This is a genomic window from Nonomuraea sp. NPDC051298 (genome assembly GCF_055586305.1).
In genome coordinates this window covers 96,764-118,182 of record NZ_JBVJIM010000008.1, presented here as the reverse complement: position 1 = coordinate 118,182, position 21,419 = coordinate 96,764, and the positions used below count along the sequence as shown (strand labels likewise).

23 protein-coding genes are annotated in these 21,419 nt (G+C 70.7%); 11 read left to right on the top strand and 12 right to left on the bottom strand.

Annotated features, from left to right (window positions below; all coding sequences use genetic code 11):
• The first annotated feature begins 181 nt into the window (after positions 1-181).
• Entirely contained in the window at positions 182-715 is a 534-nt protein-coding gene (locus ACZ6S0_RS23980; RefSeq protein ID WP_465921539.1) for an RNA polymerase sigma factor, read from the top strand.
• Positions 712-1,623: a hypothetical protein gene (locus ACZ6S0_RS23975; RefSeq protein ID WP_465921535.1), complete on the top strand. Its 912-nt coding sequence runs from the start codon at positions 712-714 to the stop codon at positions 1,621-1,623. The genes ACZ6S0_RS23980 and ACZ6S0_RS23975 overlap by 4 nt, the downstream gene beginning before the upstream one ends.
• 79 nt (positions 1,624-1,702) lie before the next feature.
• Here ACZ6S0_RS23975 and ACZ6S0_RS23970 read toward each other — a convergent pair whose 3' ends face one another.
• The 4 genes from ACZ6S0_RS23970 to ACZ6S0_RS23955 all read right to left on the bottom strand — a co-directional run bounded on the left by ACZ6S0_RS23970 (position 1,703) and on the right by ACZ6S0_RS23955 (position 4,981).
• Entirely contained in the window at positions 1,703-2,233 is a 531-nt protein-coding gene (locus tag ACZ6S0_RS23970) for a signal peptidase II (protein ID WP_465921531.1), read from the bottom strand.
• Positions 2,234-2,340: 107 nt separating this feature from the next.
• A complete protein-coding gene (locus tag ACZ6S0_RS23965) occupies positions 2,341-3,567 on the bottom strand; it encodes an FAD-dependent oxidoreductase (protein WP_465921528.1) in 1,227 nt (408 codons plus the stop codon).
• The gene (locus tag ACZ6S0_RS23960) at positions 3,564-4,118 is read right to left on the bottom strand and encodes a TetR/AcrR family transcriptional regulator (protein WP_465921524.1); all 555 of its coding nucleotides are present in this window, start codon (positions 4,116-4,118) and stop codon (positions 3,564-3,566) included. The genes ACZ6S0_RS23965 and ACZ6S0_RS23960 overlap by 4 nt, the downstream gene beginning before the upstream one ends.
• Before the next feature lie 215 nt (positions 4,119-4,333).
• On the bottom strand, positions 4,334-4,981 hold the full coding sequence (locus ACZ6S0_RS23955) for a hypothetical protein (RefSeq protein WP_465921522.1): 648 nt from the start codon (positions 4,979-4,981) through the stop codon (positions 4,334-4,336).
• Between the two features lie 103 nt (positions 4,982-5,084).
• On the opposite strand from ACZ6S0_RS23955, the gene ACZ6S0_RS23950 reads away from it, so the two are divergent.
• Positions 5,085-5,873, top strand: coding sequence for a TetR/AcrR family transcriptional regulator (locus tag ACZ6S0_RS23950; RefSeq protein ID WP_465921519.1), 789 nt, complete (start codon positions 5,085-5,087; stop codon positions 5,871-5,873).
• 137 nt (positions 5,874-6,010) lie between these two features.
• A complete protein-coding gene (locus ACZ6S0_RS23945) occupies positions 6,011-6,991 on the top strand; it encodes a helix-turn-helix transcriptional regulator (RefSeq protein WP_465921518.1) in 981 nt (326 codons plus the stop codon).
• Between the two features lie 21 nt (positions 6,992-7,012).
• Here ACZ6S0_RS23945 and ACZ6S0_RS23940 read toward each other — a convergent pair whose 3' ends face one another.
• From ACZ6S0_RS23940 to ACZ6S0_RS23925, 4 genes are all read right to left on the bottom strand, one after another.
• Entirely contained in the window at positions 7,013-7,930 is a 918-nt protein-coding gene (locus tag ACZ6S0_RS23940) for an endonuclease/exonuclease/phosphatase family protein (protein WP_465921515.1), read from the bottom strand.
• 34 nt (positions 7,931-7,964) lie between these two features.
• Positions 7,965-8,759 carry a polyphosphate kinase 2 gene (gene ppk2, locus ACZ6S0_RS23935; RefSeq protein WP_465921514.1) on the bottom strand — a complete coding sequence of 265 codons (795 nt, stop codon included), beginning with the start codon at positions 8,757-8,759 and terminating at the stop codon, positions 7,965-7,967.
• A 127-nt stretch (positions 8,760-8,886) separates the two neighbouring features.
• Positions 8,887-10,044 carry a TolB-like translocation protein gene (locus ACZ6S0_RS23930; protein WP_465921512.1) on the bottom strand — a complete coding sequence of 386 codons (1,158 nt, stop codon included), beginning with the start codon at positions 10,042-10,044 and terminating at the stop codon, positions 8,887-8,889.
• Positions 10,041-10,553, bottom strand: a complete 513-nt coding sequence (locus tag ACZ6S0_RS23925) for a SigE family RNA polymerase sigma factor (protein WP_465921508.1) — start codon at positions 10,551-10,553, stop codon at positions 10,041-10,043. The genes ACZ6S0_RS23930 and ACZ6S0_RS23925 overlap by 4 nt, the downstream gene beginning before the upstream one ends.
• 208 nt (positions 10,554-10,761) lie before the next feature.
• Here ACZ6S0_RS23925 and ACZ6S0_RS23920 point away from each other — a divergent pair, with 208 nt between their 5' ends.
• From ACZ6S0_RS23920 to ACZ6S0_RS23905, 4 genes are all read left to right on the top strand, one after another.
• Positions 10,762-11,406, top strand: coding sequence for a TetR/AcrR family transcriptional regulator (locus tag ACZ6S0_RS23920; protein ID WP_465921505.1), 645 nt, complete (start codon positions 10,762-10,764; stop codon positions 11,404-11,406).
• A 111-nt stretch (positions 11,407-11,517) separates the two neighbouring features.
• Positions 11,518-12,375 carry an alpha/beta fold hydrolase gene (locus ACZ6S0_RS23915; protein ID WP_465921502.1) on the top strand — a complete coding sequence of 286 codons (858 nt, stop codon included), beginning with the start codon at positions 11,518-11,520 and terminating at the stop codon, positions 12,373-12,375.
• A 138-nt stretch (positions 12,376-12,513) separates the two neighbouring features.
• Positions 12,514-13,350 (top strand): nucleotidyltransferase domain-containing protein, encoded by an 837-nt coding sequence (locus tag ACZ6S0_RS23910; RefSeq protein WP_465921500.1) that lies wholly within the window; start codon positions 12,514-12,516, stop codon positions 13,348-13,350.
• Positions 13,351-13,493: 143 nt separating this feature from the next.
• Positions 13,494-14,444, top strand: a complete 951-nt coding sequence (locus ACZ6S0_RS23905) for a 2-dehydropantoate 2-reductase (RefSeq protein WP_465921497.1) — start codon at positions 13,494-13,496, stop codon at positions 14,442-14,444.
• Between the two features lie 11 nt (positions 14,445-14,455).
• On the opposite strand, the gene ACZ6S0_RS23900 is transcribed toward ACZ6S0_RS23905, so the two are convergent.
• Both ACZ6S0_RS23900 and ACZ6S0_RS23895 read right to left on the bottom strand, forming a co-directional pair.
• Positions 14,456-14,959, bottom strand: coding sequence for a winged helix-turn-helix transcriptional regulator (locus ACZ6S0_RS23900; RefSeq protein ID WP_465921494.1), 504 nt, complete (start codon positions 14,957-14,959; stop codon positions 14,456-14,458).
• A 107-nt stretch (positions 14,960-15,066) separates the two neighbouring features.
• Positions 15,067-16,155, bottom strand: coding sequence for an enolase C-terminal domain-like protein (locus tag ACZ6S0_RS23895; RefSeq protein WP_465921491.1), 1,089 nt, complete (start codon positions 16,153-16,155; stop codon positions 15,067-15,069).
• Positions 16,156-16,348: 193 nt separating this feature from the next.
• Between ACZ6S0_RS23895 and ACZ6S0_RS23890 the strand changes: the two genes are divergently transcribed.
• The 3 genes from ACZ6S0_RS23890 to ACZ6S0_RS23880 all read left to right on the top strand — a co-directional run bounded on the left by ACZ6S0_RS23890 (position 16,349) and on the right by ACZ6S0_RS23880 (position 18,483).
• The gene (locus ACZ6S0_RS23890) at positions 16,349-16,897 is read left to right on the top strand and encodes a DUF302 domain-containing protein (protein ID WP_465921489.1); all 549 of its coding nucleotides are present in this window, start codon (positions 16,349-16,351) and stop codon (positions 16,895-16,897) included.
• A 5-nt stretch (positions 16,898-16,902) separates the two neighbouring features.
• On the top strand, positions 16,903-18,075 hold the full coding sequence (locus ACZ6S0_RS23885) for a lactate 2-monooxygenase (protein ID WP_465921486.1): 1,173 nt from the start codon (positions 16,903-16,905) through the stop codon (positions 18,073-18,075).
• Between the two features lie 264 nt (positions 18,076-18,339).
• Entirely contained in the window at positions 18,340-18,483 is a 144-nt protein-coding gene (locus ACZ6S0_RS23880) for a hypothetical protein (RefSeq protein WP_465921484.1), read from the top strand.
• 244 nt (positions 18,484-18,727) lie between these two features.
• Here the strand turns inward: ACZ6S0_RS23880 and ACZ6S0_RS23875 are convergent, their stop codons facing one another.
• Together ACZ6S0_RS23875 and ACZ6S0_RS23870 are read right to left on the bottom strand one after the other, a co-directional pair.
• The gene (locus tag ACZ6S0_RS23875; RefSeq protein ID WP_465921480.1) at positions 18,728-19,762 is read right to left on the bottom strand and encodes an LLM class F420-dependent oxidoreductase; all 1,035 of its coding nucleotides are present in this window, start codon (positions 19,760-19,762) and stop codon (positions 18,728-18,730) included.
• Between the two features lie 16 nt (positions 19,763-19,778).
• Complete coding sequence (locus ACZ6S0_RS23870; protein WP_465921477.1) at positions 19,779-21,401, bottom strand: ABC transporter substrate-binding protein; 1,623 nt, start codon at positions 21,399-21,401, stop codon at positions 19,779-19,781.
• Positions 21,402-21,419: the final 18 nt, after the last annotated feature.

Sequence of the window (21,419 nt, the reverse complement as noted above, 5' to 3'; positions counted from 1 at the left end):
GATAAGTGCCGCCTGATTCTCGCTCGCGCCGTCCCGCCGCCGCGGGGCGGCGCCGTCCCCGGCCTCTACGGGAGCACGGCTCCGCTCGTAAGGTGAGATCGGGTGAAATGCCGGTGGCACTCTCGACATGTATGGGGTGTTCCAACCCCGAGACCGAGGAGGCCGACCATGGGGACCGCCCGTGGATGACGACCGGAAGCACCGGTTCGAGGCCGTCTACCGGCACACGTACGAATCCATACTCGGCTACGCCCTGCGCCGCTGCGAGTCCCCCGAGGACGCGGCGGACGTGGTGGCCGAGACGTTCACCATCGCCTGGCGCCGCTTCGACGCGCTGCCGCCGGGCGGCGAGGCCAGGCTCTGGCTGTACGGCGTGGCCAGGAACGTGCTGGCCAACCACCGGCGGGGCCTGGTCAGACACCGGCACGCCAACGTCGCGCTCGACACCGACATCGCCGACCTGTCCGCCTGCTCGCCCGAGTCCGGCGTCGAGCTGAGCGCCATCGCGCGCGCGTTCCACGAACTGCCCGAGAAGGACAGGGAGCTGATCTCACTGGTCGCCTGGGAGGGCCTGGACCACGGAGAGATCGCCAAGGTGCTCGACTGCTCGCGCAACGCCGTACGCATCCGGCTCTACCGGGCGCGTAAGCGCCTGTCCAGGGCGCTGGCCGAGACCGGCGTCTCCGTCGCTCGTCTCGTCGTGGAGTCAGCATGAACGAAATCCAGCAGATCGCCAGGGTCCGCGACGAGGATCTGGCCGGCCAGGCGTCCGGGGCGGGGGCGCGGACGCTGCTCGCCTCCATCACCGCCGAGGAGCCGCGGTTCGAGGCCCGGGTGGTCAGGGTGAGCCGGACGCGCCGCGTGCTCATCGGCGCGGTGGCCGCCGGAGGGCTCGCCGCGGCGGCCGTGATCGGCCCCGCCGTCCTGGGCGGCAGCGGCGCCGCCACCTCCTACGCCAACTCGGCCATCGACATCCGGCTTCAGGGCGACTACTACGTGGCCGTCATCAAGGACCCGCTGGCCCACTTCACCGAGTTCACCGACGGCTTCACGGCGGTGGGTCTGAACGTGCGGCTGGAGACGGTGCCGTCGTCCCCGAGCCAGATCGGCAAGATCACCACGGTGAGCACCGGCTCCGGCCTGGCCGTCAACCACCCCAACGAGGGCAGTTGGATCGGCACCGGCACCTCCCCCGCCGGCTGCCGGCTCGCACAGCCCGGATGCGCGATGACGGTGATGGTGCGGCGCGACTACACCGGCGACGGCGCGGTCGGCCTGGGACGGACCGCCCGGCCGGGCGAGAAGTACCAGAACCTCGCAGCCGCCACCCGCGAGGGCGAGATGCTCGAAGGTTACCGGGCCGACGAGAAGACGGTGGGCGAGGTGCTCGCCGAGGTCCGCAAGCGGGGACTGAAGGCGAACTTCGAGGTCATCACCCCCGCGCCCGGCAACAACGGCTGGCGCGTCGACCCCGGCGAGCAGTCCGTTCGGGTGGGCGACGACTGGATCGTCTGGGAGGCCCGATCGGAACAGGCCGGCGTGGTGCTGCTGCAGGTGACCAGGGAACGCCTGCCGCAGAACCCGCTCTACGGCGGCCCCAAGCCGGCCGACCTCAACGGCTGAGCACCCCGGGCTCCAGGCTGAGCACCCCGGGCTCAGCCTGGAGACGGCTCAGCCTGGAGACCCGAGGCCGTCCCTCTGTTTATGGGCCGGACGGAAGCCGGGCGGGCTCTTCGCCCGGCTCCTCGGCGAGCGGCACGCCACGCAGGCTGAGCAGCACCAACGCGGCGCATCCGCAGGTGAGCGCGATGTCGGCGACGTTGCCCACGAACGGACCGTAGTCGATGAAGTCCACGACATGCCCGCGGGCGAAGCCGGGCTCGCGGAAGAGCCGGTCGCCCAGGTGGGACACCGCGCCGCCGAGCAGCGCGCCGAGCGCGAGCGCCCAGCCCGTGGAGGCCAGCCGGCGTGCGGTGTAGAGGATGCCGGCCGCCGCCGCTGCCGCCACCAGGGTGAACACCCAGGTCGCGCCGGTGCCTATGGAGAAGGCGGCGCCGGGGTTGTACAGCAGCCGGAAGTGGATCAGCGGAGGGATCACGGCGACGCGTTCGGTCTCGGACAGCGAGGAGACCGCCCACAGTTTGGTGAGCTGGTCCGCGAGCAAGACCACTGCGGCCAGCATGAGCATCATGCCGTAGAGCCGACTCGAACCCCGCTCCAACCGCATCGTCATAGCCTCCGTGCCGTAGTGATGTCCGACGAAGATTTCTTCGAGACTACCGGCCCCTTCCGAGGCGGTCCGAGTCCGCCGGGGTGTGCTCCCGGCGGTCGGACCGCCGTTCAGCTCGCCATGGCGGCGGCCGAGGGGTCGTCGGTGATGTGTTCCGGGCGGACGCCCAGGCCGATGAAACGGCCCATGAGGTGGCGCAGCGGCGGCAGCGTACGGAACGCGGTGAAGATCGGCGGCACGTGCCGGGTCGTGTCGTCGCCCAGGTCCTTGGGATAGAGGTCCCGCAGGATCCCGAGCTGGAACGCCTGGGTCACCCGCGCGGCGCGTTGTCTGCGCGCCTGCACCCGGGCCAGATCGCCCTCCTCCGGGATGCCGCCGCGGGCGAGCAGCGGGCCCAGCAGGTTGGCGGTGGCGACCGCGTCCTGCACGGCCAGGTTGATGCCGACGCCGCCCGCGGGCGACATGGCGTGGGCCGCGTCGCCGATGCACAGCAGTCCTGGCCGATGCCATTGGGTGAGCCGGTTCACCTGGACGGTCAGTTGGTGCACCATCTCCCAGTCGTCGATCTGCCGGGCGCGGTCGCGCAGGGCGGGCGCCAGCTCCGCCACCCTGTCCCGGAAGGCGGGCAGCCCCGCGGCCTTGAGCTCGGCGAAGGCGGTCGCCGGAATCGCGTAGGCGATCTGCCAGTAGTCGCCCCGGTCGATCGAGATCAGCGCTCCCTTGCCTCCTTGGAAGAAGGGCACCCGATCCTCCGCCCGGCGCGGCAGGTGGAACCACAGCACGTCCATGGGCGGCGAGTCGTTCACCGGAGCCAGGTCCGCCCGCGTCCGTACGGTGGAGTGGCGGCCGTCCGCCCCGATCACCAGATCGGCGTGGATCCGCACGGGCCCGTCCTCGGTGTCGGCCAGGACGCCGGTCACCCTTCCCCGCTCGATGAGAAGCTCGGTCGCCTGGGCACGGCGCAGGAGGCGGAAGGAGGGGTAGACCGCGGCCTTGCCCGCCAAGAAGTCCAGTACGTCCCACTGCGGCATGAACACGATGTACCGGCAGCGCACCTTCAACCGGCTGAAATCGGCGAAGGTGACGTCCTCGCCGCCCAGGTTGACCGTCACGTGGGGCATCTTGGTGTGCGGGAGCCCGAGAAACTCCTCGATCCACCCCAGCTCGGCGATCAGCTCCAGGGTGGAGGGGTGGACGGTGTCGCCGCGGAAGTCTCGCAGGAAGTCCGCGTGCTTCTCCAGCACGATCACGTCCACGCCCTGGCGGGCCAACAGCAGCCCGGCCATCATCCCCGCCGGGCCGCCCCCGACGACACAACACTGTGCGCGCACTGTCATCCTTCTTCCGGAAACAGCAGCCCGACCAGGGCCGCGAGGTCGATGGGGGTTCCCAGCCGCCGGTTGACGGCCACGGTGGCGAACAGGGTCCTGGCGGCCGTGGCGGTGTCGTGGGCGCGCAGCTCACCGGCATCGACCCGCTCGGCCAGGAAGTCGTCGATCAGCCGGTGGCCCTCGCTCACCAGCGCCGCCAGCGGCGCGCGGGCCTGGGCGGCGCTGAAGAACAACGCCATCAGCTCGGCGTGGTCGACCAGTAGCCGGTCGAACGCCTCCAGCAGCTCGGTCAGCACTTCGGTGGCCGGCCGGGGGTCGTCCGGCTCGGCGCGCAACTCCCGCAGCCGGGGCAGGAAGCCTCGCTCCGACAGGAGCGTCTCGACCATCGCCTCCTTGCTGTCGAAGTAGCGGTAGAGCAGGCCAGGGGTGACGCCGGCCGCCTGCGCCACGTCCTTGACGGTGGCCCCGTCCACGCCCTTGTCGGCGAACACCGTCAGCGCCGCGTTCAGCAGTTGCTCCCGGCGCCACGCCGCCTGCTCGCTTCGTGTCCTGGCCATCACATCCCCATCTCGCTGAGTAAACGTTTATTCAACGTAGCACAGGGTTCTCGGCAGTGGTTGCCAGTGCCGGGAACGAGGGGTGCCGCGATCCGGCGAGCGGACCGGGAGCGTCCCGGCCGGTCCATGGGTTCGGACAGCGCGGGCGACGAAGCCGGCGCCGTCGAGGTCCACAGGGACCACCAGCCCACAGATCCGGACATCACCCGTCGCCGCTACCCGCGCGCAGGCGTTCGCAGCCAGACCACGATCAGGACGGAGGCGGCGACGGGGCCCAGCCCCCACGCCAGCGGCGCGACCGCGCCCAGGAGCCCGGTGGAGTTGACGAAGAGCCCGAGTGCGCCGCCCAGGCTGAGCACGCCCATGATCGCGAAGATCGCGGAGATTCCGCGTTCGAGTCCGTGCGCGCGGAACGCCGGAGCCAGGAAGAGGCAGGCCAGGGCGAAGAACACCCCCCAGCCGAGCACCTCGAAGGCGAAGGTCAGCGACGGCCAACCGTAGGGCTGGAACCACTCCAGCCCAGCCGTACGCCCCAGGCCGGGACTCTGCCTGACCATCGTCAGCGCCACGAACCGGTTGGCGCAGACGACCACGGCCAGCATGACGACGAACGCCAGAGAGATGAGCGTGAACAGTTGCCGGTCCGGCGGTGCGGCAAAATGGACGGCGCACCACAGCGGCACCATGATCAGGACGGCCAGCATCATGATCGCGTGGAAGGTGGTCGCGAACGGCTCCTGGGGCGGAAACGGCAGCCCTCGCGCCATCATCACCGCGAGAACCACCAGGTAGACCAGCGACAGGGCGGCGAAGCCGCCGCCGGCCCACATCCCCACCGACGCTGCCGATGTCCGTGCGCGCATGCCCTGCTCCGCTCCAGTGGCGTATTGCGTTCACCATAATGGCGAATGTAATTCGCCACAATAGACTTGCCGGAGGCACGGGCGACTCGGAGAGCAGGCGGCGATGGGCGAGCAGCACAGGACCCGCACGCCGGCGGGCGTCGAACTCGCCTGGCGCGCCTCCGGTGACGCGGCCCGCGGCCGCGCCCAGTCGTCCGACGAGCGCAGGCCCGGTCCGCGACCGGGCCTCACTCTGGAACGGATCGTCACGGCCGCGATCGACGTCGCCGACAGCGAAGGGCTCGCCGCGGTGTCGCTGGCTCGCGTCGCCTCCGCCCTCGGCTCCGCGACGACCTCGTTGTACCGGCATGTCCGTTCCAAGGACGACCTGGTGATGGTGATGCGCGACGCCGCCACCGCGCCGCCCTCCGACCTCGCGCCCGTTTCCGGAGGCTGGCAGGAGTCCCTCGCCGACCTCGCCTGGCGGATCTACGACCTCCACCGGCGGCATCCGTGGGTCCTGGAGGTGCCCACGTCCGGCCCGCCGAGCATGCCGAACGAACTGCTGTGGGGAGAGCACATGCTCAAGGCGCTGTCCCGTACCGCGCTGACCTCCCACGACCGGCTCCGCGCCGTCACCCTGATCGCCGGCTACGTCCGCGAGCAGGCCCGTCTCGCCCTGGACCCGATCATCGCCGACGGCGCCGAGGCCGGCGCCGACGACTACTTCCGCTTTCTCGGGAGGGTCATGACACCGGATCGGTATCCCATGTTCTGCCGGCTCTTCGGCGATCAGGCGAACACCGGCTCGATCGGCTACACCGCCGAGGATTTCCAGTTCGGCCTGGACCGCATTCTGGCCGGACTGACCGAACTCGATCGGAACGGCCGCACAGGCCCTCCCGGTCTCTGAAGTCCTTCGACGGCAACCCGATCAAACCTCAGGTGTGCGGGTGCTCGTTCGGAGGCTCGGTGAATCGGTCATGTCGGCCACCATCGCGGGCATAGTTGCCATCGAGTGGCAGTTATCGGTGGGAGAATCGGGGAATCATGGCTGCCACCTCCGCACGGGCGCTCAAGCTGCTGTCGATCTTCGGGATCGGCGCGACCCTGACCGCCGAGGAACTCGCCGCTCGACTAGGGGCGTCGGTGAGAACCGTGCGCCGCGACATCGACACGCTCCGGGACCTCGGGTACGAGATCGAGGCCGTCCGCGGAGCGGGCGGCGGATACCGGCTCGGTCGCGCCACCCGCCTGCCGCCGGTCGTCTTCGACGAGGACCAGGCCGTCGCCACGGCCGTCGCGCTCCAGACCGTGCCGGCGGTCCTCTCCGGCATCCGGGAGAACGCGGCCCGTGCTCTCGCCACGCTGCACCAGGCGATGCCCGCACGCAGCCGCCTGCACGCGGAGGCGTTCACCGTCTCCTCGGCCCGCAACTACTGGGAGTTCCCCGCGCCGCCGATCGACGCCGAGACCGTCCGCGCCGTCGGCAGCGCGATCAACCGGCGGCACCTCGTTCGCGTGGACTACACCGGTGACGGCGACCCCGTCACCCTCACGCTGGAACCGCACGGCCTCGTGGTCTGGGCCGCACGCTGGTACCTGGTCGCCTTCGACCCGGACGCGGGCCGATGGCGCGCGATGCGCGTGGACCGCGTCACACCGCACCCGCCCACGCACACCCCCTTCGACCGGCGGGACATCCCGCACGGCGATCCCATCGCGTTCGTCATGACCGCACACGACCGCGGGGACGCCGCCGCCGAATGGCAGTGCCGCGGCTCGGCCGTCGTCGCCCTGCCCGCCTCCACCGTCGCCCCGTTCGCCCCCGGCGGATCAACGGTCGAGTACGACACCGAGACCACCTGCCGGCTCACACTCGGCGCCTGGTCGTGGCCAGGACTGGCGGGACTGCTCCTCACCTTCGACGCCGACCTCACCGACCTCGAACCTGCCGAGCTGAGGCAGGCCCTGCACTCCCTGCGCACCCGAATCACCAAGGGACTCGGACCCGACCGCCCCCGCCGCTGACCTGCGCTTCCGGCGTCCGCATCAGCCGCCAAGCTTGACCTTGATGTAAATGGGCTTGTGGTCGGAGGAGGCGGCCGCCTGAGCCACGAGGCACCGGGTCACGCTTCCCTTGGGAGCGAAGAGGTAGTCGAGCTTGCGCTTGGAGACGCTGCCGTCCTCTCGGACGTGCTTCTCGGTCCACCGTCCGTCGCGGCTGCCGTTCTGGTCGCACTCGGTGTAGGCCGCGTACACGGGCGCCAGAACGCGTCTCTTCTTGGCGGTGCTCTGCCCGCTGTCCGGCGGGGCCAGGTTGAGGTCTCCGCCGAAGACGGCCCGGTATCCGGGCTTGGCCGCCGCCGCCAGCAGTTCCTGGACCTGCCGCGTCCGGAAGGGCGCGTCGGGCTCCTTGTCGTCGTAGGACAGGCCGGCGCTGAGGTGGGTGCCACAGACGTTGAGCCTCCTGGCCGGGATCGCGGCGCAGAGCGCCATGCGCTTGGCGTACCACGGCGGGGAGGTCAGTCCGTGGGCCTGGAAGACGGCCGCGTGGTCGGCGACCGCGACGGTGACGGCTGTGCCGCCCCGCGGACGCCCCTGCCGGTCAGGTGCGCAGACCTTCGGCGAGCCGTCCTGCAACGTGAGGATCGACGACCGCACGGTCCAGGCGCGCCGGGTCTTCTGCTCCAGCAGGCTCTCCAGCGTGGCCGTCCCATCCGCGCAGAACTCCTGCAGGAAGATCACATCCGGCTTGATCGGCTGGGTGGTCGCGTACCAGCCGACCTTCGCGGCCACCTCTCGCATGGTCCTGCCGTAGAAGAAGCAACCGGGATTGGTGCCCGCGCAGACGTTCCAGCTCATCACCGAGGTGGCGGAGGACGACGTCCGAGCCTGGGCCTGCCCCGCGGGGAGAGGGACCGTCACGACCGCCAGAGCGGCCGTCACCATCAGCTTCCTCGCGATCATGACTGGCCGTCGAAGCAGCCGGAGCCGGGGCGGGTCACGACAGCCGTCCGGTCACGTCGGGCACCGGGGTCTCCACCCGGGGCGGCCGCCGGTAGCCGCTGGAGGCGGGCCGCGGCGGGATCTCCAGCGGTGCCCGCCGCACCTCCCGGTACGGGATCGTGGACAGCAGATGGGAGATCATGTTGATCCTGGCCCGGCGCTTGTCCTCGCTCTCCACCTCGTACCACGGCGCCTCGGGAATGTGGGTGTGGATCATCATCTCGTCCTTGGCCCGCGAGTACTCCTCCCACCGCGTGATCGACTCCAGGTCCATCTCCGACAGCTTCCACTGCCGCATCGGATCCTCCAGCCGCGCCCGGAACCGCCGTTCCTGCTCGGCGTCGCTCACCGAGAACCAGTATTTGCGCAACAGGATCCCGTCCTCCACCAGCAGCCGCTCGAAGATCGGGCACTGGTGCAGGAAACGGGTGTACTCCTCCTGCGTGCAGAACCCCATCACCCGCTCCACCCCGGCCCGGTTGTACCAGCTCCGGTCGAACAGCACGATCTGTCCCGCGGCCGGCAGGTGTTCCACGTACCGTTGGAAATACCACTGTGTCCGCTCCCGCTCGGTGGGCACGGGCAGCGCCGCGATTCTGGCCACGCGCGGATTGAGGTACTCGACGACCCGCTTGATCGCGCCTCCCTTGCCCGCGGCGTCCCTCCCCTCGAAGACCACGACCACCCGCTGCCCCTCGGTCTTGACCCACTCCTGCAGTTTCACCAGCTCCGCCTGCAGGCGGAGCAGTTGCTTCTCGTACGGCCCGCGCCGCAGCCTCTCAGTGGTCATGAGAGAACCCTGCCATCCGCGAACGGGATACGCCCGGAGTGTCCGCCGAGCGAGCGCCGAGCGGCGGCGCGGGCTCAGGTGACCGTTTCACCCCGCCGGATGGCACCCCATGCTGATCAGCGGCTCGTCACCAGGCGGCGGGCGGAGCGCCGGGGATGACGTCGTGCCCCACGTTCTGGGGACGGTAGACGGCGAGCTGCCGCACCTGGCCGGTCTCCACGTTCACGGCGTAGGTGATGTGACGGTTCTCGTCCAAGCGGTCCGACGGGACGGCGGCGAGCGTGACCTCGGACGCGTTCAGCCAGGCGCCGAGGGTGAGCGAACGACTGCCCTTCGGCAGGCCGCGCATCGTCACCGCCTTCCCGGCTCGGCCTGTCCTGGCATCGAGCACAGTGATCGTGCCGTCATGGCTGTCCAGGTTCTGGCGCTGGTCCCGCCGCAGTGCGGCCACGCCGGAGCCGTCCGGGGCGAGCCCGCTGAAGCGGGTGTACGCCTCCCCCACCGCGGCGGGGGAACCGCCGCCCGTCAGAGGCATCAGCCAGATGCCCGGCTGCTGGCCGTACCGCGCGTTCCTGGTCAAGGTCACGGTGGAGCCGTCGATGCTCCTGGGGTCCCACCCCATCGGCAGGGGCCGCGTGGTCCCCGCTCGCAGGTCGATGATCAGGCCGTCGTGCTTCCTGGACGGGTAGCCGGTGAAGGCGAGGTACCGTCCGTCGTCGGACAGCTCCAGGCGCGCGTTGCCGCCCAGTTCCGCTTCGGTGACGGCGACGGGCGCGGTCTGCTCGGCGCCGCTCGCCAGGTCTCGTACCTTGAACGTCCTGGCCGTCCGGCTGTAGTAGGCGATGACGCGCCCGTCGCGGCTGATCGCCAGCGGGTAGAAGGTCGGTCCGCTCTTGCTGCCCAGCGCTTGTGGCACGTGGTACGTCTCGCCGGCGCGGGTGACCACGCGCCACCCGCGGTCCCTGCAGTCGGTGAGGGCGGGGGCGCCGGCGTGACAGAAGGTCCGGTACGCGTGGCTGAGCGGACCGACCCCCCGGCCGGGCAGGTCGGCGATCTTGCCGGTCGCCGCCGCGACGATGGGCTTGTCGGACGTCCACGGCGCGAGGCCGGGAATGCCACCCAGCACGACGCCAGCGAGCACCGCCAGCCCCGTCACGCCGGCCGCGCCGGCGGCGGCCATCCGGTTCCGCCGTCTGCGCCTGCTGCCGGCGATCGCCCAGTCGGCCAGGTCGATGGCCGGAGCATCGACTGCCACGTCGTCCAGCGCCTCGCGCAACCTGTTCATCGGCGTGCCTCCTCGGTCTCGGTGAACAACTCGGACAGCTCGGGTGCGAGCGTGCGCAGGCGGCCGAGCGCATGGTGGGTCTGGCTCTTGACGGTGCCGACCGAACAGCCGAGGATCTCCGCGGTCTCCCGCTCGCTGAGATCTTCGTAGAAACGCAGGACGATCACAGCGCGCTGCCGGGGCGTGAGCCTGGTCAGCGCCGTACGCAGGATGATGCGATCGACCGTGGCGTCGTCATGGGCGTGGCCGCGCTCCGGCGGGTCGGCGCCGGGCGACTCCCGCCGTTTGCGCCGCTGCCACGAGATGTACTGGTTGACCAGGGCCTTGCGCGTGTACGCCTCGGGGGCGCCTTGCCGGATCAGCCTGGGCCAGTGCCCTGCGACCTTGAGCAGGACGCTCTGCATCAGGTCCTCGGCGAGGTGAGCATCTCCCGTGAGCAGGTACGCGCTCCGCACCAACGCCTCCTGGCGGGCGAGCACGAACTCGCGGAAGCCGTCATATCTATCCAAAGTGCTGATCTCCTCTCACCGGTACTCACGCCCGCGAGCGACGGATTGGTTGGAACCCCTGCCCAGCGAGAAAGCGCAGGCGGCTTCCGAAGCTTCCGCACGCGGAGGGCTTCGACCAACGGACGCGGGTCTCATCGCGCTCTGATCACGTCCCCTCACAGCCCATGACGGTACGTTGAACCTCACTCGCGACGGGATGGAGGGGCAGGTGGCAGGATCCGACGGGGCCGTACCGGCCGAGTTGGAAGCGCTCATCGCCAACGGACGGAAACACGGGGTGCGCAAGCGGGTCATCCTGCTGCAGGCCGCCCGCCTGTTCGTGGAGCGCGGCTACGACGTCACCGGGATCGACGACATCGGCGCGGCGGCAGGCGTCAGCGGGCCCGCCGTGTACCGGCATTTCGCGGGCAAGCAGGCCATTCTCGGCGCCCTCATCGAGCTGTCGCTGGAACGGCTGCGCGAAGGCCTGCGGGCCGTGCTCGACGTTCGAGGGCGGGAGCCGGAGGAGACGCTGGTCGCGCTCGTCGACTGGTTCGCCGGCTTCTCCCTGGAGAACCCGGAGCTGACCCTGGTCCTGCAGAGGGAGCTGCCGAGGCTGCCGGAACAGGAGCGGGGGCGTTTCGTCGACCAGATGCGGTCGCTGCGTGAGGAGTGGGCCGCCCTGCTCGTCGAGGTGCGACCGGAACTGTCCCCCCTGGCCGCGCACATCGCGGTCATCTCCGTCATGGGGATGGCGACCTCGGTGATCGCCGCTCGGCTGGGCGGCGAGATCGAGGCGATCCGTGAGCGACTGCGGTCGCAGATGCTCTCCGTCATGCGGGCGCCCGCTCCGCCAGGCCCAGGCCCTGCCTGATCGTCGTCCCACAAAAGGTTAACCGGTCTATACTTTTTCCCGACGGCGTTGACGCCTTCCCAACGGGCCCGTTCACGGCGCCCGTCGGCGTCCGACTGAAGGGATCACTCGATGGAGCAGCGGATCGAGAGCAACGGGGTGCGCCTGTGGTGCGAGACGTTCGGCGATCCAGCCGATCCGGCGGTGCTGCTGGTGATGGGCCTCGGCGCCCAGGCGACCTTCTGGCCGGACGACCTGTGCCGGCTGCTCCAGGACGGGGGGCGACATGTCATCCGCTACGACAACCGGGACACCGGGCTGTCCAGCGGCATCGACTACGCGACCTGCCCCTACACCCTCACCGACCTGGCCGCCGATGCGATCGGCCTGCTCGACGGGCTCGGCATCGCCACCGCGCACGTGGTCGGAGCGTCGATGGGGGGCATGATCGCGCAAGAGATCGCGCTGGAACATCCCGAGCGGCTGCGGACCTTGACGATGATCATGTCCAGCGCCGCCCCGGTCGATCCCGAGACCAACGGCTTCCGTGGCACCGAACGGGATCCGCGACTGGTCGCCTGGGACACCGGCCAGGCCGTCAATCCGCCCACCACGCAGGAGCAGGTCATCCAGGCGCGGATCGAACTCGCCCGCATCGTGTCCGGCTCCCTGGCTTCGTTCGACGAGGCGGCGACACGGCGCGTCATCGATCGCGAGATCGCCCGCGCCGGCGACGTGACCCACGCGATGCGGAACCGCGCCCTCGCGGCGGTCGCCTCCCGCGACCGGTCTCGGCTCGTCGGCTCGATCACCGCCCCCACCCTGGTGATACACGGCACGGAAGACCCCATGATTCCCATCGAGCACGGCCAGGCCCTGGCAGCCGCGATCCCTGGCGCCGCCTTCCTGCCGATCGAAGGCATGGGCCACGTGCTGCCCGCACCCGCGCTCCCCCAGCTCTCCACCGCGATCCTCCGGCACACCACCTGACCGACTCGGGCTCGGCAGGGAGCCCCGCAAGCCGCCCGAGTCAGTGACCGGGAGCTTCGACGACGCGGGCTCCGCCGCCCGGCCGGAAACGATTCGACGCGTGGGGCGGAATGCGATCAGATATGTCAGGTGGATGACGTGGACCTGAGTGCGCTGGCCAACCAGTTGGTGAAGATCCCCGGAGTGGTCGCGGTCGCGCTCGGCGGCAGCCGGGCCCGCGGCACTCACCGCCCCGATTCCGACATCGATCTGGGCCTCTACTACCGGGGCGAACTGGACGTCGCCGCGCTGCGGGCGCTGGCCGTGGACTTGACCGGCGACGGAGCCGAGGTGACCCCGCCGGGCGGCTGGGGGCCCTGGGTCGACGGCGGCGGCTGGCTGACCATCGACGGCTGGCGAGTCGACTGGATCTATCGCGACCTCGACCGCGTCCACCGGATCTGGGACGACTGCCGGGAAGGCCGCTACGAGATCGGCGTCCAGGCCGGGCATCCGCTGGGCTTCTACTCCCACGCCTACGCCGGGGAGGTCGCGATGTGCCGGGTCCTGGCAGACCCCAGCGGGGAGCTGTCCGACCTGCGGGAACGGGCCGCCGCCTACCCTGCGGCCCTGAGCGCCGCGCTCGTCGAGGGGCTGTGGGAGGCCGACTTCGCCGTGCAGGTGGCGCACTACGGGGCGGTCGGCGCCGACCCCGCCTACGCGGCCGGATGCCTGTTCCGTGCCGTGGGTGTCGCTTGTCAGGCGCTGCACGGGCACGCGGGCCAGTGGCTGATCAACGAGAAGGGCATGGTGGCCTCGGCGGGCCGACTCTCCACAGCCCCGCCGGACTTCGCCGTACGCGCTCAGCGGCTCCTGGGTGACCTCGGCGAGTCGACGCGGCAGATCGAGGAGACCGTCGCCGACGCGGCCGCCCTCGTGGCAGAGGTGAAGACGGCCGTAGGCCGCTCGCCGGTGCCCGGCCATGGCGAGGGGTAGCGGCGTCCGCCGACGTCTGCGCGTCGTCCTGCCCGAGTGCTCGGAGGGCGGGGTCGAGAGAATCGACCCCCGTTCCGTACGGAGAGGGGCGTCCTCGAGGCCCGGCAGACTTTCCATGTGCAAGCCAGCAGGAAGGGGCGGCGATGGACACCGGTCAGGGCACGGGTAACAGAATCCTGGTCGTCGGCGCCGGCGCGACCGGGGGGTTCTTCGGCGGCAGGCTCGCCGCGGCCGGTCGGGACGTCACCTTCCTGGTACGCCCGCACCGGGCCGCCACACTGGGTGAACGAGGGCTGCGGATCACCGGTCTCGGCGAGCGGACGCTGATCGAACCGAGACTGATCGGCGCAGGAGAGATCGCCCGCCCCTATGACGTCGTCCTGCTGTCGGTGAAGGCCACCGGGCTGGCGCAGGCGATCGAGGACGTCGCGCCGGCGGTCGGCCGGGGCACCTCGATCGTGCCCTTCCTCAACGGCATGGCGCACCTCGACGCACTCAACGCGCGGTTCGGCGCGGAGTCGGTGCTGGGCGGGGTGGTCAAGGTCGCCACGACCGTCGACGCGGACGGGGACGTCGTCCGTCTCGCCCCGATGGCCGAACTGGCCGTCGGGGAGCAGCACGGCCAGCCGTCCCAGCGACTCCGGGAGGTCTGCGACCTGCTGTCCGCCCCCGGGTTCGAGACCGTCGTCACGGCGGACATCATCACCGCCATGTGGCACAAATGGGTGTTCATCATCACTGTCGGCGCGTTGACCTGCCTGGCCCGCGGCTCGGTCGGGGAGATCGTCGACGTCCCGGGCGGAGCAGGGCTGGGCCCCGGCATCCTCGCCGAGGCGGCGGCGGTGTCGGCCGCGGCCGGCCACCCGCTTCCGGCCGGCGAACTCGGCTGGATCACCGAGATGGTCACGCGGCGGGGTTCCGATTTCACGTCGTCTACGTATCGCGACGTCGTCGCCGGGCAGCCCACGGAGGTCGAGCACGTCTTCGGCGACCTCGTGCGGCGCGCCCGGGCTCTTTCGGTGGACACTCCGCTGCTCGACCTGGCCACCCTCCAACTGCGGGTGCACCAGCAAAGGGCCGCTACGGCGTCGTGACGAGGCCCGGGTCAGCCGCCGGTCTCCACCGCGCTCGCGAGCGCGGTGGGTTCGGGGGACAGCCACGGCCGGACCCACGCCTCCTCCTCGCGCCGGACGGGCTCGCCGCAGTGGTCGCACACCGGGCCTGGAAGCGTGACCTGCCCGCACCGCTGGTGGATCACCCGCATCGAGGCGGCCGGCTCGACCGGCTCGGTGTGCTCCTGGCCCCAGACGGCCAGGGCATGCAGCACTGGGAGCACCTCGGCCCCCGCGGTGGTGAGCCGGTACTCGTGCCGGGTGCGCCCGGCGCCGCGGTAGGGCACCCGTGCGAGCAGCCCGGCCTCGACCATCCGGGCCAGCCTGTTGGCCAGGATGTTGTCGGCGATCCCCAGCTCCGCGCGGAAGGAGTCGAAGCGGGTCGTGCCCAGGTTGGCGTTGCGCAGGATCAGCAGCGTCCACCGTTCCCCGAGCAGGCCGACGGCGCGTCCGATCGGGCAGGGAACGGACGCCTGCGGCCGTAGCTCCGTTGTCACATCAGCCTCCGTACGAGCGCACACTGGCTTGCATCGAGCAAGTTTACCCGAGGAGAGCGGAACACGGGCCGGTTTGTCATCCCAGGGCGCGGCGCCCATTTGCGCCCTCATGCCGCGTATCGTGCGATCGCCTCCTCGTTCCAGGTGATCCCGAGCCCCGGCCCGGTCGGCGTGATGCGGCCGTCGACAGGTCGGCACGGGTCCTGGAGGATCGCGCCAGCGAGGTCGAGGTACTCCATCCAGTCGCCGGTGGGCGTCACGGCCATGGCGTGCGCGCTCGCCTCGACGAAGAGGTGGCTGGACACGGGCAGTCCGGCCGCGTACGCCTGCCCCGCCGCGAGCGTCCAACCGGTGAACCCGCCGATCTTCATCAGGTCGAACATCGCGAAGTCGCTCGCCGACGCGGAGATCGCCGCCCGGCAGCCCTCGGGGAACCACCAGTTCTCGCCGGTCTGGATTCGCGCCCGAGTCGTCCGCCGGACGAGGGCGTGGCCGGCGAGGTCCTCGGCGGCGACGGGCTCCTCCACCCAGTAGAGATCGAACTCGCACAGCCGCTCGATCCGCCGGCACGCCTCCGCCGGGTCGAGCGCCTGGGTGTAGTCGACCATCAGCTCGACGTCGTTGCCCACGATCTCCCGAACCCGCCGGACGACCGCCACGTCCTGGGCCGCGTCCGGATAGCCGATCTTGATCTTGACGGCGCGGAATCCGGAGGCCACGGACTTCCTGATGGCCGCCTCGTCCCGTGGCACGTCGAGCAGGCCGTAGCTGTCGTAGGCCCGCAACGCGACGGCCTCGCCTCCGAGAAGGCGGGCGACGGGCTGGCCGAATTCCTTGCCGAGGGCGTCCCAGAGCGCCATCTCGATCCCCGAGATGACCATGCCGAGCAGCCCCTGCGTACCGAGCAACCGGAACCGCCGCCGCGTGTCGTGCATCCAGGACACGGGAGCGACGGGCCTGCCGGCCAGTTCCGGGGCCAGTTCGCGGACGATCGAGGCCATGGCCGGCAGCATCAGCCGGCTGTACGCGAAGAGGTACGAGCGTCCGACGACACCGCTTTCCGTGACCACGTCGAGCAGGAGAAGCGGTGCCGAGCAGGCCGATCCGGACGCGGTACGCAGGGGACGGGCCATCGGAACGTCCACCGGCCGCGCCCGCACCGCCGAAACTGCCGAAACCGCCGGGAGCGTCGTCATACGGCGTCACCTCCAGATCGGAGTGCGGCCATCCTCGCCGGCCCGGGACCCGAGCGACGATCACGCCTGTTCGGGCCGCCTCCTGGCTTGCATCTCAAAAGTATAAGAAGTAACGTCGCAGATAGCGAGTAGCTTTCACTTCGAAAGTCAGATGAGGCTTGACCAAGGAGGACTCGGCCAAGGGGGAATCGCCATGACGACCATCCAGTACGGGCGTGTCGAGGACGTGGCACGCGAGGCACACCGGCTGACCGTGGACACGGGCATGCCGTTCGCGGTCTTCAGGGAGAAGTACGAGCGGGCGGTGCCGCCGATCGACCTGGCGCGGCAAGAACGCCTGCGCGACTCCGGCGCCGACTGGCCCACGGTCCTGCGGGCGGTCGCGGAGAACGCGCCCCATGACTTCATGATCTTCTGGAGTCTCGACAGCACGGCGCTCCCCCGGCCGTCCGGTGAGCGGTGGCGCGGCGTGCAGTATCTGATGGGCAACCACACCATCGCCCAGCGCATGTTCCACCGCGATCACGGCGTCCAGCTCTACGCGCCCCTGCGCACCGCGATCTACGAGGACGCCGGCGGGGTGACGCGGTTCTCCATCGACCAGCCGAGCGTCCAGTTCGCCTCCTTCGGCGATCCCGAGATAGCGGCCGTCGGCGTCGAACTCGATCGCAAGGTCGCCGCCCTCCTGGACCACCTCGGCGTACCCGTGCCGGAACGGCTGACCGCGGACCGTACGCGGTAGGCGTCATGTCCGGATTCGCCGACTACCAGAGCGAGATCTACCGGGACGGGCTCGACAACAGGACCCCGATCCTGCCCACCGATCTGACCGCGTTGGAAGGGCTCGCGCGGGAACGGCTCGACCCGCGCGCGTTCGGCTACGTGGCCGGATCCGCGGGCACGGAGTCCACCGCGCGCGCCAACCTGGAGGCGTTCCGTCGATGGCGGATCGTGCCGCGCATGCTACGCGACGTGGCCGTCCGCGATCTGTCCGTCGAGCTGTTCGGCCGGCGGCTGCGCTCGCCGCTGCTGCTCGCCCCGGTCGGCGTCCTGACGATCATGCATCCCGAGGGCGAGCTGGCGGTGGCTCGCGCCGCGGCGGCCGAGCAGGTGCCGATGGTCCTCAGCACGGCCTCGTCCCACTCCGTCGAGCAGGTCGCGCAGGCCGGCGGCGCGGGCCACCGGTGGTTCCAGCTCTACTGGCCCGATGACCGCGATCTCGCGGCGAGCTTCGTCCAGCGTGCGCACGACAGCGGCTACGAGACGCTGGTCGTCACTTTGGACACCCACACGCTCGGCTGGCGACCGCGCGACCTGGACCAGGCGTACCTGCCGTTCCTGGGCGGTGCCGGGGTCGCCAACTTCTTCACCGACCCGGTGTTCCAGAAGATCGTCGGGGATCCGATCGACGAGACCAACCGGGACCGCGCGATCGGGATCTGGTCGCGCCTCTTCGGCAACCCGTCGCTCACCTGGGACGACCTGCCGTTCCTCCGTGAGCGCTGGGCGGGTCCCATCGTGCTCAAGGGCATCCAGCACCCCGACGACGCCCGCCGCGCGGTCGACGCCGGCATGGACGGCGTCGTCGTCTCCAACCACGGCGGCCGCCAGGTCGACGGCGCGGCCGGGGCGCTCGACGCGCTGCCCGCCGTGGCGAAGGCCGTGGGCGACCGGCTCACCGTCCTGTACGACAGCGGCATCCGCTCCGGCTCTGACGTGATCAAAGCGATGGCGCTGGGGGCCAGGGCCGTGCTGCTGGCCCGTCCGTACGCCTACGGGCTGGGGCTCGCCGGGCAGGCAGGGGTACGGCACGTCATCCGCTGCCTGCTGGCCGACCTGGACATCACGATGGCCACCAGCGGCAACGCCCGGGTCGCAGATCTTTCGCCGGACCTGCTCACGACCGCCCCCGGGCGTTGACCAGGCCCGGACCGCCGCCGCCCCGGATGAGCCGACCGGTTCGGCCAGTTCGATCGGCGCCCCTGACGGCCTCCGCGCACGTCCGCCATCGCCCGCACCAATCGCCTGCACCGCTCGCACCGCGATCACGGATTTGGGCCTTTCTTCCTTGATCGTCTCCTGTTACGGTCATGGCATTGGGCGGTCCGGACCCACACCACAACCATCGCGCTCGACCGGAACCTTGGCGTCGCACCCGCCAGGCTTCACCATCGGAGGACCCCAATGATTCGTTCCCTCAACAAGCTGGGCGACCGCCTGCTCGGCAGATTTCTGCCCTCCGCCACTGCCGACGCCGACACCTGCTGGACCACGCCGTACGGCAACAGGTGCTGCATCGTGGCGGGTCGCACCATCTGCGGTCCGTGAACGTCGGCACACGCCAACTGATCCTCCGCGGTACGTCGCTCTCGCGAGGCGCTGTGCTATAGGTCTCGTCTGCCTGACGGCCGTGTTCTGCAAGGTGTCGCAGCCGGACCGCCTTCCGGGTGTTCCGTTCGTCGGCACCTGACCTTTGTCCCCCTGCCGCCGGCCATGGCTTCGTCCATGCCGGCGGCAGGGGTGGCCATCGTCGAAGGGCGGAGCCGCTTGGGCCGCACCCGCCGCCCTGTCGTCAGGTGAGTTCCGTACGCGGGGCCGGCCGCAGCTCGGCCAGCACCGAGGCGAGAGTGTCGCGGCCGGACAGCAGCTCCGGCGTGGGGGCCACGTAGATCAGGACGGAGGTCACCCCCTCCCGCGCGAACTCCGCGATCCTCGCGCGCAGCTCCGGCGCGGGACCGCTCAACCACAGGGCGTCGACCAGGTCGTCCGGCAACGCCAGACCTGCCAACCGCCTGTCACCCGCGTCGAACAGCTCCCGCGACCGCGCCAGCACATCGCCGCGGCCGAGCCAGTCGTGGAAGGCCCGGTAGGGAGGCTGGTTCAGGATCCAGCCCAGGAAGGCCCGCCCGGCTCGGCGGGCGTAGGCGAGGTCGCGGGTGGGACAGACGAAGACCTTCGCCACGACCTCCTTGCCCTCCCGGACCGGCCCGGCCTCGGCCAGGACCCGCGACAGGTCCGCGGCCGTCAGGAGGTTGGTGACGAAACCGTCGCCCTCCTCCAGCGCCAGGCGCACCATGCGTGGCCGCAGCGCGCCGAGCACGACCTTGACGCCGGTGGCGGGAATCTGGAAACCGCGTACGGCGAAGGTCTCGTACTCGGTGTCGACGGGGTCGCCGCGCAGCGCACGGGTCAGGAACCGCAGCGTGTCCCGCAGGCGGGCGACCGGCCGGTCGAACGGCACCCCGTTGAGCGCCGACACGTGCGTGGGGACCGAGGTGCCGATGCCCAGCATGACCCGCCCTTCCCCGCCGGCCCCGTCTGCGCCGACCCCTTCTGCGCCGGCCAGGTCGGCGAGCGCCACGGCGGTCTGGGCCAGGACGCCGGGTCCCCGGGTGAGGACCGGGACCACCCCGGTCCCCAGGCCCAGCCGCGGCTGCCAGGCCGCGGCGGCAGCCAGCGGGGTGAACGCGTCCAGGCCGCCGCCCTCCCCGGTCCACACGTCGTGGTAACCCAGGTCGGGCAGGTCCGCCACGATTCGTCGGTGCTCGCGCAGGGACAGGCCGGGCAGGGGCAGGTTGACCGCCCAGCGTACGGTTTCGAGGCTCATGACCGGATCACCCTTATCAGTTGGCGACGTTCACGGTGGTGAGGTCCACGAACCAGGACATGGGCTGGATCAGCCCGCTGACGCCCGCGGCGAGCATCCTCGGGTTGCGGTCGCTGAGCACGAAGAGGTAAGGGGCCTCCTCGCTGACGACCTTCTCCGCCTGCTGGAACAGCGTCGCGCGCTTGGCCTGGTCGAGGGTGCGCTCGGCCTCGGCGGTGAGGGCGTCCACGTCCTTCGAGTACCAGTTGCCGGTGTAGACGGGCGTGTCCTTGGCCCAGTAGGCCCGGACCAGCGCCTCGGCCTGGTAGGTGACGGTGGACGCGCACTGCATGTCGGCTCCGGCGGCGGGCTTGCCCGCGTTCAGGTCCGCGAGCAGCGTCGACCACTCCACCTTCTGGATGTTCACGGTGATGCCGACCTTGGCGAGCTGGGACTGGATGGCGGTGGCGATGGGCACGGGGATCAGGTTGCCCGAGCCGCCGGTCGGCACCGCGAGCGTGGTGGTGAACCCGCCGCCGACGCCGGCCTCGGCGAGCAGCTCCCGGGCCTTCGCCGGGTCGTGGGAGTACAGGTCGTTGGCCTGGTCGTACGCCTCCGTCGAGGCGGGGGCGTGCTGGTACGCGGGCGTGGCGGTGCCCTTGAGCAGGTCGCGCGCGATCGCCTCGCGGTCGATGGCGTAGTTCGCCGCCTGACGTACCCGGACGTCGTTCCAGGGCTTCTTGGCCTGGTCGAACGTGCAGTACCAGAGATGGTCGTACGCGCCGGTGTGCAGGGAGTAGCCCGACTCCTCCAGCGACGGGATGTCGTCCGGGTTGGGGTACTCGATCCAGTTGACCTCACCCGAGCGCAGCGCGGCCGTGCGGGCGGAGGCGTCCGGCATCGGGCGCAGCACCAGCTTGTCCAGCTTGGGCGGGCCGCCCCAGTAGTTCTTGTTCGGGCGGAGCACGAGTTGCTGGCCCGGCTGGAGCGATTCGAACACGAACGGGCCGGTGCCGACCGGATTCTGGGCGAAGCCCAGGTTGCCGTGCTTCTTGACCGCGGTCGGGCTGGGGAAGGTGAGGAAGGTCAGATCGGTGAGCAGGTGACCGCTCGGCTGCCGCGTGGTGATACGGACCGTGGCGTCGTCCACCTTCTCGTACGACTTGATCTGCCCGGTCCACAGGTCCGCGGCGCCGGCGGCGGCCGGGTAGTAGAAGGGGCTGTCCTTGTTCAGCAGCCGGTCGAAGGCGAACACGACGGCGTCGGCGTCGAACGGGGTGCCGTCGGCGAACTTCACGCCCTGCCTCAGGTGGAAGGTCCAGGTCAGGCTGTCCTCGCTGGTCTCCCACGAGGTGGCCAGGCCGGGCACGACCTCGGGCGTCTTGGCCGACTGCCTCAGGTCGTAGCGGGTGAGCCCGTCATAGAGCTGGAAGTTGACGAACCTCTCACCCTCGAAGCCCTGGGTGAACGACAGCACCGTGTCGGTGCCGGGGATGTCGGCGGCGGTCATGCCGATGACGAGGGTGCCGCCGGAGGAGCCGGGCGCGGCGGCGGGGGCTCCGGAGCCGCAGGCCGCCGTGGCCAGTACGGCGCCGAACGCCACCGCGAGCAGGGAGCGGGTGGGGAGAAGGCGGGTGAAGGACGGGTGGTTGGGCGACACGATGTCTCCTGGGGGTGG